General features: G+C 49.7%; 10 protein-coding genes. 8 read left to right on the top strand and 2 right to left on the bottom strand.

Translation table 11 applies throughout. The annotated features are described in order from the left end of the window. The first annotated feature begins 100 nt into the window (after positions 1–100). From ACE3MQ_RS27005 to ACE3MQ_RS26980, 6 genes are all read left to right on the top strand, one after another. Positions 101–988, top strand: a complete 888-nt coding sequence (locus ACE3MQ_RS27005) for a carbohydrate ABC transporter permease (RefSeq protein WP_379398676.1) — start codon at positions 101–103, stop codon at positions 986–988. A 27-nt stretch (positions 989–1,015) separates the two neighbouring features. Continuing rightward, positions 1,016–1,858 carry a carbohydrate ABC transporter permease gene (locus ACE3MQ_RS27000; protein ID WP_379398674.1) on the top strand — a complete coding sequence of 281 codons (843 nt, stop codon included), beginning with the start codon at positions 1,016–1,018 and terminating at the stop codon, positions 1,856–1,858. 58 nt (positions 1,859–1,916) lie between these two features. Beyond that, positions 1,917–3,320 carry an arabinan endo-1,5-alpha-L-arabinosidase gene (locus ACE3MQ_RS26995; RefSeq protein ID WP_379398700.1) on the top strand — a complete coding sequence of 468 codons (1,404 nt, stop codon included), beginning with the start codon at positions 1,917–1,919 and terminating at the stop codon, positions 3,318–3,320. Between the two features lie 47 nt (positions 3,321–3,367). Beyond that, a complete protein-coding gene (locus ACE3MQ_RS26990) occupies positions 3,368–4,336 on the top strand; it encodes a glycoside hydrolase family 43 protein (protein WP_379398672.1) in 969 nt (322 codons plus the stop codon). Positions 4,337–4,416: 80 nt separating this feature from the next. Then, positions 4,417–5,913, top strand: coding sequence for an alpha-N-arabinofuranosidase (locus ACE3MQ_RS26985; RefSeq protein ID WP_379398670.1), 1,497 nt, complete (start codon positions 4,417–4,419; stop codon positions 5,911–5,913). 164 nt (positions 5,914–6,077) lie between these two features. Beyond that, positions 6,078–10,502, top strand: coding sequence for a LamG-like jellyroll fold domain-containing protein (locus tag ACE3MQ_RS26980; RefSeq protein ID WP_379398668.1), 4,425 nt, complete (start codon positions 6,078–6,080; stop codon positions 10,500–10,502). A gap of 103 nt (positions 10,503–10,605) precedes the next feature. On the opposite strand, the gene ACE3MQ_RS26975 is transcribed toward ACE3MQ_RS26980, so the two are convergent. Then, the gene (locus ACE3MQ_RS26975; protein ID WP_379398666.1) at positions 10,606–11,487 is read right to left on the bottom strand and encodes a helix-turn-helix domain-containing protein; all 882 of its coding nucleotides are present in this window, start codon (positions 11,485–11,487) and stop codon (positions 10,606–10,608) included. A 157-nt stretch (positions 11,488–11,644) separates the two neighbouring features. On the opposite strand from ACE3MQ_RS26975, the gene ACE3MQ_RS26970 reads away from it, so the two are divergent. Together ACE3MQ_RS26970 and ACE3MQ_RS26965 are read left to right on the top strand one after the other, a co-directional pair. Beyond that, positions 11,645–13,621 (top strand): glycoside hydrolase family 127 protein, encoded by a 1,977-nt coding sequence (locus ACE3MQ_RS26970; RefSeq protein ID WP_379398664.1) that lies wholly within the window; start codon positions 11,645–11,647, stop codon positions 13,619–13,621. Positions 13,622–13,862: 241 nt separating this feature from the next. Further along, positions 13,863–15,413: a response regulator gene (locus tag ACE3MQ_RS26965; protein ID WP_379398662.1), complete on the top strand. Its 1,551-nt coding sequence runs from the start codon at positions 13,863–13,865 to the stop codon at positions 15,411–15,413. 429 nt (positions 15,414–15,842) lie between these two features. On the opposite strand, the gene ACE3MQ_RS26960 is transcribed toward ACE3MQ_RS26965, so the two are convergent. Then, positions 15,843–16,060, bottom strand: a 218-nt coding sequence (locus tag ACE3MQ_RS26960; RefSeq protein ID WP_379398660.1) for an IS3 family transposase, incomplete at its 5' end; no start/stop codon positions are given.

The following is a 16,060-nucleotide window of genomic DNA, read 5'->3' as shown; positions in this document are numbered from 1 at the left end:
TGTATTAATCCAGTATGCAAAATGATGCTAGTCACTGAGGTTACTATACAAAGGGGCTAGCATCATTTTATTTCTGGTATCCGAAATAGAGGTGAACCACATGAAAACCAAATCAAATCTCTATCGAAAAGAAAAGTTATACGGATTGCTGTACGTCTCTCCTCCTATTCTAGGCTTCCTGCTATTTACCTTGTTCCCCGTGGCGTATTCATTCTACGGTTCGTTTACGGATTGGGACGGCTTGGGGCAGATGAATTTTTTAGGACTAAGCAACTTTAAGGAACTGCTTACGGATGAACTGTTCCACAAGGCCAGCTTCAATACGATTTTCATGATGATCGGCATTCCGATCGGTATCCTCCTAGCCCTGCTGCTTGCTCTAGGATTGAATCGGGGCATACCAGGGACTACGACGTTCCGGGTTATTTATTATGTTCCGGTCATTTCTTCTTTGGCCGCGATTTCGATTATGTGGAGCTGGGCGTTCAACGGCGACTATGGACTCGTGAACCAATTCCTGGAGCTGTTCGGCATCAAAGGGCCTAACTGGCTGATGAACAAGCATACGGTCAAGCCCGCTCTCATTTTGATGACGGTGTGGAAAGGCTTAGGCTATACGATGCTCCTGTATTTGGCCGCATTGCAAAGTGTTCCGCGCTCCTACTATGAAGCGGCTGAACTCGACGGCGCGAACGGCTTCGCAGCCTTCCGTCATATCACATGGCCGATGGTTAAGCCGGTGACCTTTTTCATCGTGGTAACGAATATTATCGGCGGCTCGCAAATTTTCACGGAAATTAACATTATGACATCTACAGGGGGGCCGGAATATTCATCGGCTTCGGTCGTGTTCTATATCTGGCAAAAGGCCTTTAGTAACCTGCAAATGGGTTACGCCTCCGCAATGGCCGTCGTTCTGGGCATATTCATATTTATTGTGACCCTGATTCAATTCAAAATGAACGAAAAATCATCCTTTGATATTTGAGCATAAGGGAAAGGAGAGAATATGAATATGTCTCATTCGACTAGACTCAAACTGACGAACACGATCATTTTCATCGTATTGCTGATCGGGGCCATCTTTATGATTGCGCCGCTCCTATGGATGATATCTACTTCTGTCAAACAGAAGATGGACGTATTTGCTTTGCCTCCGGTATGGATACCCCAAAATCCGCAATGGGGAAAATACTTAGAAATTTGGGAAGCGGGTCCCTTGCTTAGCGGGATTAAAAATAGCGTGATCATCGCGATCTCGGTAACCGTTGTCGGTACGTTTACTTCAAGCTTGGCTGCATTCTCATTCGCTAAGCTTAGATTTCCGGGCAAGAACCAAATTTTTCTCATGCTGCTTTCGGCCATGATGATTCCATATCCTGCGGTAATGATTCCGCAATTTATGATGTTCTCTAAAATCGGGTGGATCGATACCTTACTTCCGCTCATCGTACCTGGCTTATTCGGCAACATCGTCATGATTTTCTTCCTGCGTCAATATTTGATCAGTATCCCGAATGAGGTGATTGAAGCGGCAAAAATCGATGGCAGCTCTTACTTCAGGCTGTTCTCGGTCATTACGTTTCCACTGATCAAGCCGGCTGTGGCCGCTCAGCTTATTTTATGGTTCATGGGCATCTGGAACGACTATTTGGCACCGATCATTTATTTGAACTCTCCGGAAAAAATGACGCTGCAGCTTGTTATTGCGAACTTTAATGCGACGTATGCCATACAGACGGACTATCCGCTGATTATGGCGGCTTCCGTTATCGCTCTCTTGCCAGTCCTCATCATATTCCTTGTGTTCCAGAAACAAATTATCGAGTCTGTCGCAATTTCTGGAGTGAAAGGATAAGCGAGACTGCAGGACGGTGAATAACTTGAAATTTTTAAAAAAGGCGGTGCTGTCAGGAATGTCCATATTGATGCTAATCGGCTTGGCGGGTTGCTCGGGGAAAGGAACGCCGCAGCCGATATTTCCCGATCCCCCGGGGGTAACGGCCATGTACGACGCGTCTGTGCTTCACGCCGAACAGAAGTGGACGACCAACAATGCCCACGATCCCGGCATTATTAAGACCGAAGACGGCTACTATGTATTCTCGACGGACGTCAAGGTCGGCGGAGAGCCGAAGCCAGGAGTGATGGTGCGAAAATCCGAAGATCTTATTCACTGGCAATGGGTTGGTTATGCGCTGCCGGGCATTCCGGAGGAAGCCGGAGCCTGGTCGAATGCCGTCAATCTTTGGGCGCCCGACGTCATTAAGCACGGTGATGAATTCCGGCTCTATTACTCGGCTTCCACATTTGGCAGCAGGCAATCCATGATTGGCCTGGCGACTTCCAAATCCATAGAAGGCCCATGGTCGGATCAGGGTGCCGTGCTCAAAACGAGAGGCGAAGATGTGCTCAACGCTATCGATCCCAACATTATTACGGATACCGAAGGCCGGATGTGGATGGTTTATGGATCGTTTTTTGGCGGAATTCATATCATTGAGCTTGATCAAGCCACAGGGAAGCCAAGTGAAGAAGGGTTCGGCACAAAAATAGCCGCTAGAGATCCGGTGAGCGAGGACGGAGCGATGGAAGGCCCCTACATCATCTACAACGAGAAGTTCAAGAAATATTATTTGTTCGTTTCTTATGATTCTTTATTCGAAGATTACAACGTACGGGTAGCTCGCTCGGATTCCATAACAGGGCCCTATGTGGATTATAACGGCCGGGAAATGACGGATACGGAATTCCAGCCGCAGTACGAGGTCGGCAATAAAGTGCTGGGCGGCTACAAATTCGGGGAGGATGAAGGCTGGGTCGCACCGGGCCACAACTCCGTCCTCAAGGACGGCGACGATTATTATATCGTTCACCATGCACGCGGAGAGGTGGATAAGCATTGGTCGTATCTTCATATTCGCAAAATCCTATGGACGGAGGACGGGTGGCCAGTCGTTTCGCCAGAGAGGTATGCCGGGGAGAACGAGCAGGATATACCGGAAGCACTGATTGCCGGGAAATGGGAACGCATAGAGATCGATCCGTTTATGGACGGAATGATTGAGTCCGACGCTCTTGACCTGCATCCTGATGGGAAGCTGGAAGGCAGCCGAGGGCAGGGAACCTGGACATTCGATGGACGGAGGACGCTGACCCTGACCTGGAATGATGTCCCTGAAGGCGAAGGACGGAAGGCCATTGTTCAGTTGCTACCTTCCTGGGATTGGGAAAAAGGAGTTCAAACCCTTGTATTTACTGGATTGGATGAACGTGGAATTTCAATCTGGGGCAAGCAAAAGGGCCGTAAAGAGAGCTGAGCTTGCCCCGGGTTTAAATAATATGATTGTCAAAAGGAGAAACCAGAATGACGACTAATCAGGAATTTATAAATCCAATTGTGGAACAAAGAGCAGACCCTTGGATTTATCGACATAGCGACGGATACTATTACTTTACGGCTTCCGTCCCGGAGTACGATCGTATCGAAGTTCGCAGATCCTTAACCATTCAAGGACTAGGAGAGGCTGAACCTGTAGTGGCCTGGCGAAAATATGAGACGGGCCCGCTGAGCGCTAACATTTGGGCTCCAGAAATTCATTATATTCAGGGAAAATGGTATATCTACTTCGCTGCTGCCCGAACGACGGAGACGAAGGACGGCCTGTTTGACCATCGGATGTACGTGCTTGAGAACAGCTCGGCTAATCCGCTGGAAGGCACTTGGGTCGAAAAGGGGCAGGTTCGTACCCGCTGGGAGTCATTTGCTCTGGACGCAACCGTATTCGAGCACCGCGGTGAGCTGTATTATGTCTGGGCGCAGAAGGATCCGGACATTGAAGGCAATTCGAATATGTACATTTCCAAGATGAGTAATCCCTGGACGCTGACGGGGGAGCAAGCGATGATTTCGACCCCGGAGTTTGATTGGGAAATTATTGGCTTCAAAGTAAATGAAGGAGCTGCCGTCTTAAAGCGCAACGGGAAAATTTTCATGAGCTATTCGGCGAGCGCCACGGATCACAATTACTGCATGGGGCTTCTGTATGCGGACGAAGCTGCGGATCTTCTGGATCCGAAATCCTGGTCGAAATCCCCGGTTCCCGTCTTCCAGACGAATGTGGAGAACGGACAATACGGCCCGGGCCATAACAGCTTTACGGTTACGGAGGACGGCCAGGACGTCATTATTTATCATGCCCGTAATTATAAGGAGATTACAGGTGATCCACTGTATGATCCAAACCGGCATACGCGCGCCCAGATTTTCCATTGGAACGAAGACGGGACGCCGAACTTCGGAGAGCCCGTGCCGGACGCGCAGCGAACACGGTAACAGATTCGATTGCTGCTGTGGAACGGTTGATGGACTGCTGATTGGCTTAGATAATGATCAATGATCTGGAGGGCATCGCTTTGAAGAATAATGTGATCGTCAACGCGGATATTCGCAAAGGAAAAATCAATAAGAACATTTATGGCCATTTTTCGGAGCATCTTGGCAGATGCATTTACGAAGGGATTTGGGTCGGGGAGGATTCCCCGATCCCGAATACAAAGGGGATTCGGAATGATGTGCTTCAGGCGCTAAAGCACATCAAAATTCCGGTGCTGCGCTGGCCGGGAGGCTGCTTTGCCGATGAATATCATTGGAAGGACGGCGTCGGCCCTAGGGAAAACCGCAAACGCATGGTCAATACCCATTGGGGCGGCGTAGTCGAGAACAATCATTTCGGAACCCACGAATTCATGCTGCTCTGCGAGCTGCTGGAATGCGAGCCGTATATTTGTGGAAACGTGGGAAGCGGAACCGTTCAGGAGATGTCGGAGTGGGTTGAATACATGACCTTTGACGGCGAATCTCCGATGGCGAACTGGAGACGCGAAAACGGCAGGGAAGAGCCGTGGAAGCTGAAATATTTTGGCGTGGGCAACGAGAACTGGGGCTGCGGCGGAAATATGCGCCCGGAGTATTACGCTGATTTATACCGCCGTTATCAAACCTATGTGCGCAATTATGGAGAGAACAAAATTTATAAAATTGCCGGCGGTGCGAACGTAGACGATTTCAACTGGACGGAAGTGCTAATGAAGAATGCGGGCTGGCTCATGGACGGCTTAAGCCTGCACTATTATACGATCCCTGGCGACTTCTGGCTGGGCAAAGGCTCAGCCGTTAATTTCCCTGAGGATGAATGGTTTATCACGATGAAGAGAGCTCTTCATATGGATGAATTGATTTCGAAGCACAGCACGATTATGGATAAGTACGATCCGGACAAACGCGTAGGCATGATCATCGATGAATGGGGCACGTGGTTCGATGTGGAGCCGGGAACGAATCCGGGCTTCCTGTATCAGCAGAACACGATTCGGGATGCACTGGTAGCGGGCCTGCATTTCAACATTTTCCACAACCACTGCGAGCGCGTGCAAATGACGAACATTGCCCAGACCGTGAACGTGCTTCAGGCAATGATCCTTACGGAAGGCGAGAAAATGATCCTGACGCCGACCTATCATGTATTCGACATGTACAAAGTCCATCAGGACGCCGAGCTGCTGGCCGTTGACTCCACCTTCGGCGAGTACGAATACAATGGCGAGAAGCTGCCTCAGGTGACGGTATCCGCTTCGAGAGATGCCTCTGGAAAAATCCATATCAGCTTATGCAATATCGACCACCAGCAGGAGGCTGTGCTCGATGTAGAGCTGCGCGGTATCGATGCTGTCGGTGCAAAGGTATCCGGAAGCATCATCACGGCCGACAAGATGAATGCCCACAATACCTTCGAGCAGCCGGATGTCGTCAAGCCGGCGGAGTTCACCGGGGCTTCCGTGCAGGGCAGCAAGCTGGCGATTAAGCTGCCGGCCATGTCTGTAGTTACGATTGCCGTAGAGCAACGCTCATAGCGGCTGCAGATAAACTATCCTTTGTAACCAAAAGAGAACCGACAGCGAGATGAAGTATTCTTAGAATCTGGCACGCTGTCGGTTTTTCTTGTTTTACAAGCTGTGTTGCGGTTACCACAAACTGTTATGCTCGGGAAAAATACTTTGACAGGGGGAAATTTAATTTGAAGCGAACATTTAACAAGCTGCTGGCTATGATACTGACCTTGGCTATGCTTATGCCCGCCACGACATTTGCTGATGGCAGCAGTTCTTTTGTAGGATCGGAGAGCGATGTAAAAGGTCATTGGGCGGAGGGGCAGTTTGCCGCCTGGCAGCAAAAAGGGCTGATTCATGGCTATGGCAGCGGGGTTTTTAAGCCGAACCAGGCGATTACGAGAGCCGACTTCGTTACCCTAATCAATAATGTATTTCAGTTTACGGCATGGAAAGAGATTGCTTTTGCGGATATAAGCTCGGGAAATCCTTATTATTCAGAATTTCAGAAAGCGGTTTCAGCGGGGTATCTCAACGGGTACGAGGATGGAACGGTTCGTCCTGGTGCCTTAATTACAAGACAAGAGGCGGCGGTTGTGCTCGCAAAAGCGTTTGAATTGAAGCAAACCGTCCCTGGTACGGTTCAGCTGCAGGACGCAGGCGAGATTCCTGGCTGGAGCAAAACGGCGGTGGCTGCCCTGCTGAACGAAGGATATGTGAGCGGTTATCCCGACCATACCTTTAGAGGCAGCAATCCTATGAAGAGAGCCGAAGCTTTGATTATGCTGAGCAAGCTGTCCGGCGAGGTTTTTAATCAGGCAGGCACGTATTCTGGCGGCTCGTATCGGAATGCGGTCATCAATCGTGCCGATGTGGTCTTGAAGGATGTAACGATCCAGGGCAATTTGTATTTGACGGGAGGAATTGCCGAGGGTGATGTGACGCTAGATAACGTGAAGGTACAGGGTAATGTGTACGTTTCGATGGGCGGGGAGAGTACGATCACTTTGATGGATTCTAAAATCCGTCAAGTTCTTGTAAACAGGCGGAACGGCCAAATCAAATTGGCAGCCAAGGGCAATACGGAGGTTCAGCAGGTCGTTGCTTTGTCCGGCGTCAAGCTAGAGGAAGAGGTGCTAGTGGATGGGGCCAAGGGATTCATGCTAGTGATCCTGGATGAAGCTTTAGCGGATCATTCAAAGATCCAACTGGCTGGAGAATTTGATGAGGTTGAGGTTCATGCCTTGTCAGTACCTGACATTAGCTTGTTAAGAGGCTTGATCAAGAAGCTGGTTTTTCACCAGCAGGCCGCTTTGAACGTCCAGGAAGGCAGCGTTATCGAGGAGGTAGTCATTCATATCGATAAGCCGATCTCGGTTAGCGGCAAAGGGAAGATTCTTTCGAGTGACAAGAGACTTGTTCGAGACGAGGGGGCGTCGTCCGGAAACGGAAACAAGAGTCCATCGCCGGGTTCCGCCTCAAGTTCCTCATCGGGCTCCAGCCCGTCGCCAAGCCCGAATCCTTCGCCGAACCCGTCTCCAAATCCTGAGCCGGGGGAAAAACCGACGTTCACGGAAGTATCGGTGCATGACCCGTCGATTATCAAGGATGGCAGCACCTATTATGTGTTCGGCTCCCATATTGAGGCGGCCAAGTCCACCGATTTCATGAACTGGACTCGGTTTACGAATGGGTACGAGACGCCGAATAACGTGCTGTTCGGAGATCTGTCCCAAAATTTAGCGGGCTCGTTTGCCTGGGCGGGGGAGAATGATTCCGACAGCAAAGGCGGTTTCGCCGTTTGGGCGCCGGACGTAATCTGGAATGAGCATTATGTAAATGAGGACGGAACTACGGGCGCTTATATGATGTATTACAGCGCATCCTCGACGTATATCCGTTCAGCTATTGGCTACGCTGTATCTCAAAATATCGAAGGCCCTTATCAATATGTGGATACGATCGTATATTCCGGCTTTACGATAAATGACGCTTATGATGCCGATAGTCTAGTCAATAAGAAATGGAGCAATACGAATATCCAGGCACTGATTGATAAGGGCACCTTATCGGAGGTCAGCACAAATTGGTTTAGCAGCAACGGCTCTTACAACAACAGCATGTATCCGAATGCGATCGATGCGACATTGTTTACCGATAAAGACGGAAGGCTTTGGATGACGTATGGCTCCTGGTCCGGCGGAATCTTCGTTCTTGAGCTTGATCCGCAGACGGGTCAAGCGATCTATCCGGGGCAGGATGAGACGACAACGGACGGCCGACTCGTTGACCGCTATTTCGGTACCAAAATTGCCGGCGGATATACGAAATCAGGAGAAGGCCCCTATATTGTTTATGACGAGAGATCAGGCTACTATTTTTTGAATGTAACCTACGGCTGGCTGGGCGCGGATGGCGGCTATAACATGAGACTGTTCAGATCGACGGAGCCGGACGGCCCATATCTGGACGCAGCAGGACACAATGCGGTTCTGCCGGGCAATACCGATAATTCTCCGTATGGCATTAAAATGATCGGCAATTTCCTGTTTGAACGGGAGGTGGGAGAGCCGGGAACGGGAATCGGCCATGGCTATGCATCGCCTGGTCATAACTCGGTATATTACGAGGAGGAGACAGGAAAGTATTTTCTCTTCTTCCACACGCGCTTTCCGCAAAGAGGTGAGGCTCATGAGCTTCGCGTACATCAAATGTTTATGAACAAGGACGGCTGGCTTGTGGTCGCTCCAGAGCGTTATGCCGGGGAGACGGTTCAAGCTGTGAGCGCAAATGAAATGATCGGCGATTATAAATTCGTCAACCATGAGCTGGCTTATTCGGGCAAGATCGTAAGTGCCGTGAATGTCCAATTGAACGAGGACAAGACGATTGCGGGCGATGTTACGGGGACATGGGATTTGCAGAATGAGCACCAAGCAGTCATCACGGTGGATGGAGTCGTTTACGACGGAGTGTTCGTGCGCCAGTGGGATACGACTTTAGAGCGTGAAACGATGACCTTTACCGCCATTTCTTCTGCGGGAGAAACGATTTGGGGAATCCGGCAGCCGGACAGAACGGATGAACAGATCGTAGCGGATGTGCAACAAGCATTGGAGCTTGGCGACACGAGCAGGGTTATGACTCATTTGACGCTTCCTTTGAAAGGAGCGCGCGGCACTGTTATTTCATGGAAAACCTCGGATGAGAGTGTCATTTCCGACAAGGGGGTTATCTCTCCGCCGGAAATCGGCGAACCGAATTTGACAGCTACGCTTACGGCGACGATTACAAAAGGGACGGCGACGGCAACCAAAGCATTCTCCATTGTAGTGGTGCCGATCGATCCGGCGTATGGCCTGGTTGCCCAGTATTCTTTTGAAGGGGATTTGAGCGATGCCAGCGGTAATTTCGGCACAGGTACGGTCACGGGCAACCGGATCGACAACACGGGAGGAAGCATATCATTCAGCGATGGAGTAACGGGGAAAGCTGCCGTGTTCGACGGAAATTCGGGCATTAAAATGCCGGATGGATTGATTTCTAGCGACCGTTACTCGGTATCCATGTGGTTGAATGTTGAGCAGCATACACAGTTCTCTACCAGCTTCTTTGGAGCAAAAGCAAATGACAGCTGGATCAGCCTTGTACCGCAATCCTGGGATAACAATACAATGCTGTGGTCGGGCGAGGCATGGTATGATGCGACGACCGGCTCTAGAATCCGGGCTAAAGAATGGCATCATGTAGCCTTTACCGTAGATAACGGAACGGTGAAAGTTTTTGTCGATGGGGTGCAAAAGTTTTCAGGCAGCGGATTCCCGGACGTCTTTACGCATGAGCAGGGAACGTTCGGATTAGGCGTGAACTGGTGGGATATTCCATTCAAAGGCATGATGGATGAGGTGCGGATTTATGACGTGCCAATTACAGCCGAATTAGTGACCAAGCTGTCGACGGAGTATCAGCCTGATCAGGAAGAGATTGCTCCTGAATTAGTCGCTAAATTCTCCTTTGAGGATAACCTGCTGGATACGGCGGGCAGCTTTGGAGCAGGGACTGTCATTGGAGACAAAATTGGCTCGCCAACTGGAGGAACTATTGATTATGAGTCTGGTGTGTCTGGAAAGGCAGCCGTCTTCGATGGCGCTTCAGGGGTTCTACTTCCCAAAGGATTGATTTCTAGCAACAGTTATTCGGTGACAATGTGGGTGTATGGGGACCAGCTTGAAGCCTACACGCCAGCCTTCTTCGGAGCTCAGACCAGCGACAGCTGGATCAGTTTTCAGCCGAAAGGCCATGACGGTGTTGGCAACAGCTCCATGCTGTGGTCGGGATCGGATTGGTATGATGCCGGAACTGGCGTGCAGACCATGCCTAGAGAGTGGACGCATTTTGTGTTCACCGTTAACAAAGGCAATATAATCGTTTATGTGAACGGAGAAGCGAAATTTACAGGTACCGGATTCCCGGATGTGTTCCTGGATGAACAGGGAACCTTCAGCCTGGGCGTGAACTGGTGGGATACACCGTTCAAGGGCATGATCGACGAGCTGCATATCTACAAAGGAGCGATTACGGCGGATGAAGTAGCGGCGCTGGCTCGTAAGTAAATATCGGTATAATTCTCCATAGACGAAGAGCTGATTCGCATTTTGCGATCAGGTCTTTGGTTCATTCGCTAATTTAACCTTGGAGTATTACGGAAGCAGCAAACTATTTGGAATATTGCTTGCGAAACTGCTGCGGAGAGCAGCCGTTTTTGAGGGTGAATCGGTTGGAGAAATAGGGCGTGCTCTTGAAGCCGATGTATTTGGCGATTTCCGCTATAGGCCATTCGGTTTTCAGCAGCAATAGCTTGGCCTGCTCCAGCCGGTAATGCTGCAAGTAGTCATTGGGCGTCATCCCGTAGACCTGCTTCATGCACCGGGTAATGTAGTTATAGTGATAATGCAGCGCTGCGGACATATCCTCGCTCGTCAGCTCCGTCCTGTAGTTGTTCTTGATGAAGGCTTCTGTCTTCTCGGCTACGGCGACAACTGGCGAGACATATTGCTCAAGCTGCCGTAAATCCATCATTCGCAGCAATTCCTCGAACGTCTGCTGCTGCGTCCAGTAGGCGCTGGATTGACGTATACCAGGCAGCTGCAGCAGCTTCTCAATGAGCTGATGGGTTCGTTCGGGGTAAGGCATGTCCCACATTTTCGGCAGTTGAATGTAATAGGGGGAGGTCAGAAACGTTCGGTAGTGTTCTTCCGACTGGGGAACGGGAGCAAGCTGCTGGTCGGCAGGGAATTCTGCCCAGGCGCATACCGAATGGAAATGAACCCAGTAAAAAGTCGTCTCTTCCTCGCAGGGCTGAATGGAATAATGATAACGATTGGGAAGCAGCAGCAGGGATTGTCCGGCGGTTAGCGCCCATTTCTGATCCTCTTCGCCGATAAACAGCGTGCCGGACTTCATCATAATGAGATCGAACTTTCCCATATTACGTCGATTCGGATGCTCATCGCCAGGAGCATAGGCGGTGTAGCCGCACTCCAAATAATAAGGCGCCGGCGGGGCGGGGAAATGGACAATTTCTGTAGCCTTTATCACAAGAATCCTCCTTTTTTACTGAGTGGATCTGAGAATATTCGAGTGTGAAATATTATAAATAATAGGTTGGTTGCATTCGTATTATTTATTGATTATATCGGATAGAATCAAAGGTGTCAGTATGATATTTCGAAAATAAGAAGGAGGATTCTTCAGCATGAGCAAATCGATACCATTTGAGCATGTCGCAAGAGTGCCGCTTAACAAAGTAAAAATTAAGGACGACTTTTGGAGTTATTATATTGATCTGGTGCGCAGCGTTGTAGTTCCTTACCAATGGGATGCGCTGAATGACCGCATCGAAGCTGCCGAGCCAAGCGGGGCTATTCGCAACTTCAAGATTGCCGCTGGACTTGAGGAGGGCGAATTTTACGGCATGGTGTTTCAGGACAGTGATGTGGCCAAATGGCTGGAGGCCGTATCCTATTTGCTGGAATCACAGCCGGATCCCGAGCTGGAGAGAACGGCTGACGAAGTGATCGAGATCATCGCCAAAGCCCAGCATGAGGACGGATATCTCAATACTTACTATACGCTCAAGGAACCGGGGCGAAGATGGAGCAATTTAGCTGAATGCCATGAGCTCTATTGCGCAGGCCATATGATCGAGGCGGGGGTAGCTTATTATCAGGCCACGGGAAAAAGAAAGCTGCTTGACGTCGTGTCCCGCTTTGCGGATCATATTGACTCGGTATTCGGTGCGGAGCCCGGGAAGCTGCAAGGCTATGACGGACATCAGGAAATCAAGCTGGCTCTCGTCAAGCTCTATCACACAACCGGAAATGAGCGCTATTTGCGGCTAGGACAGTATTTTGTGGAGCAGCGTGGACAGAAGCCTAACTTCTATGAAATGCAGCTGAAGGAACGTGGGGGAGAGAGCCATTGGACGGGAATCGATCATACGCTTGATCTGGAGCACACTCAGTCGCATGCGCCTGTAAAAGAGCAGGAGAAGGCGGTCGGCCACGCCGTGCGCGAGGTTTATATGCTGACGGGGATGGCTGATATCGCTGCCGAGACGAAGGATGAATCGCTTCTGGCAGCCTGCGAGCGGTTATGGGACAACATTGTTTCGCGGCAAATGTACATTACTGGTGCCATCGGCTCGATGCCGCAAGGGGAAGCATTCTCGTTCGATTATGATTTGCCCAATGACACTGCATATGCGGAGACATGCGCCTCGATCGGTCTGATTTTCTTTGCCCACCGGATGCTGCGAATTTCGCCGAAGGCCGAGTATGCGGATGTGCTTGAGCGTGCCCTGTACAATACGGTCGTGGCCGGAATGTCGCGGGACGGCAAGCATTTCTTCTACGTGAATCCGTTGGAGGTCGATCCGAAGTCTTGCGGCGGAGCGAACCGCAAATTCGACCACATCAAGCCGGTGCGCCAGGAATGGTTCGGCTGTGCTTGCTGTCCGCCGAACGTTGCCCGCCTGTTGTCTTCGCTTGGGGAATACATTTATATGGTGCAAGGCGACACCATTTATATGAATTTGTACATTGGCGGTGAGGCCGAGCTAAGCGTCGGCGGCAGCACCGTGAAGGTGAAGCAGACCTCCAATTACCCGTGGGACGGACGCATCACGTTTGAAGTAACGCCGCAGGAACCCGGCAATTTTGCGCTTGCGCTGCGAATCCCCGGCTGGTGCAAGAAAGCGGCATTGCTCGTCAATGAAGCGGAGTACACGTTGAATGCTCAGACGGTTCAAGACGGCTATGTGCACATTGCCCGGACTTGGCAGGCGGGAGACTCCGTAGAATTGATACTCGATATGCCTGTGGAGCGTATGCGCAGCCATCCTTTGGTACGCCAAAATGCGGGCAAAGTGGCGCTGCAGCGTGGGCCGCTCGTTTATTGCCTGGAGCAGGCCGATAACGGTGCGAATTTGCATGAGCTCGTACTGCCGGCGGATGTCTCCCTAGAGGCGAAATACGAGGCTGGTCGATTAGGCGGCATTGTAGTCATTGCAGCGGATGGCTTGCGAGAGGATACGGCAAATTGGCCGGGCGGACTATATAGCTCAGAGGCGGCACCTGACTTGAAAAAAGAGAAAGTGACGTTCATACCTTACTATGCCTGGGCGAACCGCGGTGAAGGCGAAATGAGTGTATGGATCAGGGAAAAGCATTAATCATACGTGCTTCCGCTCCATGACTGTTGTCCCGTCCGTAGATAATTCTGCGGGCGGGGCAGCTTTTTAAAACTTGGCAAAACATCAAAATAGTGCAACAAATGAACAGGAAAATGTAGGCCAGAAGGAAGAGTTTGGGTATATGCTTAATGAAAGCGCTTAACTTATAACTGTTATATGATATGACAGTTTATTTGTGTTGTAAAAGGGCTACTATTTACGATCCGGGGGAGGGTTCTGGATGATTGATGTGCTGATTGTGGATGATGAGCCGAAGCTGAGAGAAGGCCTTCGCACGTTTATCGATTGGGAAGCCCTTGGTTACCGAGTGGTAGATACGGCGGCTAACGGAAATGATGCATTGGAGAAATACGCCAACTATCGTCCGGAGCTAGTTATTGCCGATATAAGAATGCCGGGCATGGATGGGCTTCAGCTCATTCAACGACTTAGGGAGCAGGATCCCCAGCTTCATATATTAATTCTAAGCGGATACGCGGATTTTGATTATGCCAAAAAGGCTATAGCTCACCGGGCGGACGGCTATCTGCTGAAGCCTGTCGATGAAGATGAATTGATGCAGTATCTCCATGGGATTAAGATAGCCATCGAGAGTGAACGGGCATCGGAAGAATGGCAGCATGTCACGAAGGAATGGACGAGAGAAGCGCTGATTCAGATGCTGCTGACCGAGACGGAGCATACATCGGAGGATCGCCGTCAGCTAAAGGAGAGAGCCGAAGAGCTGGGAGTATTGTGGAATAACTATCAGGTGCTGCTAGTTGCTTTGCACGAGGAACTTGCAGATTCGGTGCTCTCTCTGCTTAGAAAAGCGCTAATCGAGAGCTTTGAGCTGCATGACCGCGGATGGGTATTCGAGCTTTACGGGCAAGTAGGGGTGCTGCTGAAGGAGCCGCTACTTGCGGTGGAGAGAGAAGGTGTATATCGCTCAATTCAGGCTGCAATAGGGGGGATGGAGGCAGAGTTTACCGTGGCCTTGGGTACGAAGGTAAGCTCACTAGACGAAATTGCCGATTCCTATTGCGCTGCGCGTGAGCTGATGAAGCTGCATTTTTTTCTTGATGATGGGAAACTGCTGTGCCAGGAGGATGCGCATTGTGAGTATGAGAAAGATTACTCTGAAGTTCTCCCATCTGAAACCCTTGCGGATCAAATTTATTATGCCGTCGATATCGGGAATGTGGATGCTGTGAAATCGCTGGTAAGGCAGACGGGGCGGAGCTTTATTAAAGAAGGCTTTACGGAAGCGGATATCAAACGCCGTTTTGTGGAAATTTTAACCTCGGTCATGGGCAAAGGGCTTAAGCAGTATCCCGAGATGGAGCAGCAAAGCAAGCTATATTCGGATATGCTGACAGAAATATATCATATGCGAAGCATACAAGCGTTTTACGACAAGGCCGATCACTTCTTGCAGCAGATGATGACGCATGTGGGCCAAAAAGATAAACACCGTGAGGTGAAAATCATGCTCGATCTCATTGAGCGGAATTTCAGCGATAATCTGAAGCTGGAGACGCTATCAGGCGTTTTAAATTATAATAGCGCTTATTTAGGCAAGCTGTTTAAGAATGAAACGGGCGAATACTTTAATACCTATCTTGATAAGGTACGGATCGAGAAAGCGAAGTTTTATCTTGAGGAAGGGTTTAAGGTCTATCAGGTGGCAGAGAAGGTGGGCTACACGAACGTCGATTATTTTCATTCCAAATTCAAAAAGTATGTGGGGACGTCCCCATCAGCTTATCGCAGGCATGCGAGCAGCGAGTGAGCAGACGGCGAAAAAGCACGATGATGGCGAAATAGACAGCTGACGGCTAAATAGCACGATGACCGCGAAATAGACAGCTGATGGCTAAAAAGCACGATGATGGCGAAATAGACAGCCTGATGGCTAAATAGTGAGTACCATGCACCTTATTCGGATCTTTCCAAGCAGCATCTTGGGAAGATTTTTTTTACCGATACTTTTTAATGCGTAACTAACTGTATTTTTTGTAATAAAATGATGCAGCCTACCGCTGAATGTGCCATTAACTGGATTTCTTACAGTTAGAAATGAAAATTAAGGTCCAATAAGTTGAAAAGCTATGTTTTAGATACACTAAATACAGCTATTTCGTGGAATAGCCTCAGTATACTGAAATTAGATGGATGAATGGACTTCTGTCAATAAAGTGGACACCTATTAAGTGAAAGTTTATGCCGTCTCCTTCTTGAATTGCGCAGCAAATTGAACCGGCGACAAATAGCCGATTGAACTGTGGATTCGTTTGCGGTTGTAGAAAAATTCAATGTACCTGTAAATGGTCTCGTAAGCCTGTTGTTTGGTCTTGAACTTCGTTCTGTAGATGAGTTCTTTTTTCAAGATGCTGTGAAATGACTCGATACAAGCGTTATCATAGCAATTCCCTTTAC

The sequence above is a fragment of the Paenibacillus lentus genome, from assembly GCF_042714055.1.
Classification (GTDB): domain Bacteria; phylum Bacillota; class Bacilli; order Paenibacillales; family Paenibacillaceae; genus Fontibacillus; species Fontibacillus lentus_A.
Note: the sequence above shows the minus strand (reverse complement) of the source record. Positions and strands in the feature narration are given on the sequence as shown.

Excerpts from the sequence above, each read along its gene's own strand:
- ACE3MQ_RS27005 (WP_379398676.1), top strand. The coding sequence starts at position 101 with ATGAAAACCAAATCAAATCTCTATCGAAAAGAAAAGTTATACGGATTG.
- ACE3MQ_RS27000 (WP_379398674.1), top strand. The coding sequence starts at position 1,016 with ATGTCTCATTCGACTAGACTCAAACTGACGAACACGATCATTTTCATC.
- ACE3MQ_RS26995 (WP_379398700.1), top strand. The coding sequence starts at position 1,917 with ATGTCCATATTGATGCTAATCGGCTTGGCGGGTTGCTCGGGGAAAGGA.
- ACE3MQ_RS26990 (WP_379398672.1), top strand. The coding sequence starts at position 3,368 with ATGACGACTAATCAGGAATTTATAAATCCAATTGTGGAACAAAGAGCA.
- ACE3MQ_RS26970 (WP_379398664.1), top strand. The coding sequence starts at position 11,645 with ATGAGCAAATCGATACCATTTGAGCATGTCGCAAGAGTGCCGCTTAAC.
- ACE3MQ_RS26965 (WP_379398662.1), top strand. The coding sequence starts at position 13,863 with ATGATTGATGTGCTGATTGTGGATGATGAGCCGAAGCTGAGAGAAGGC.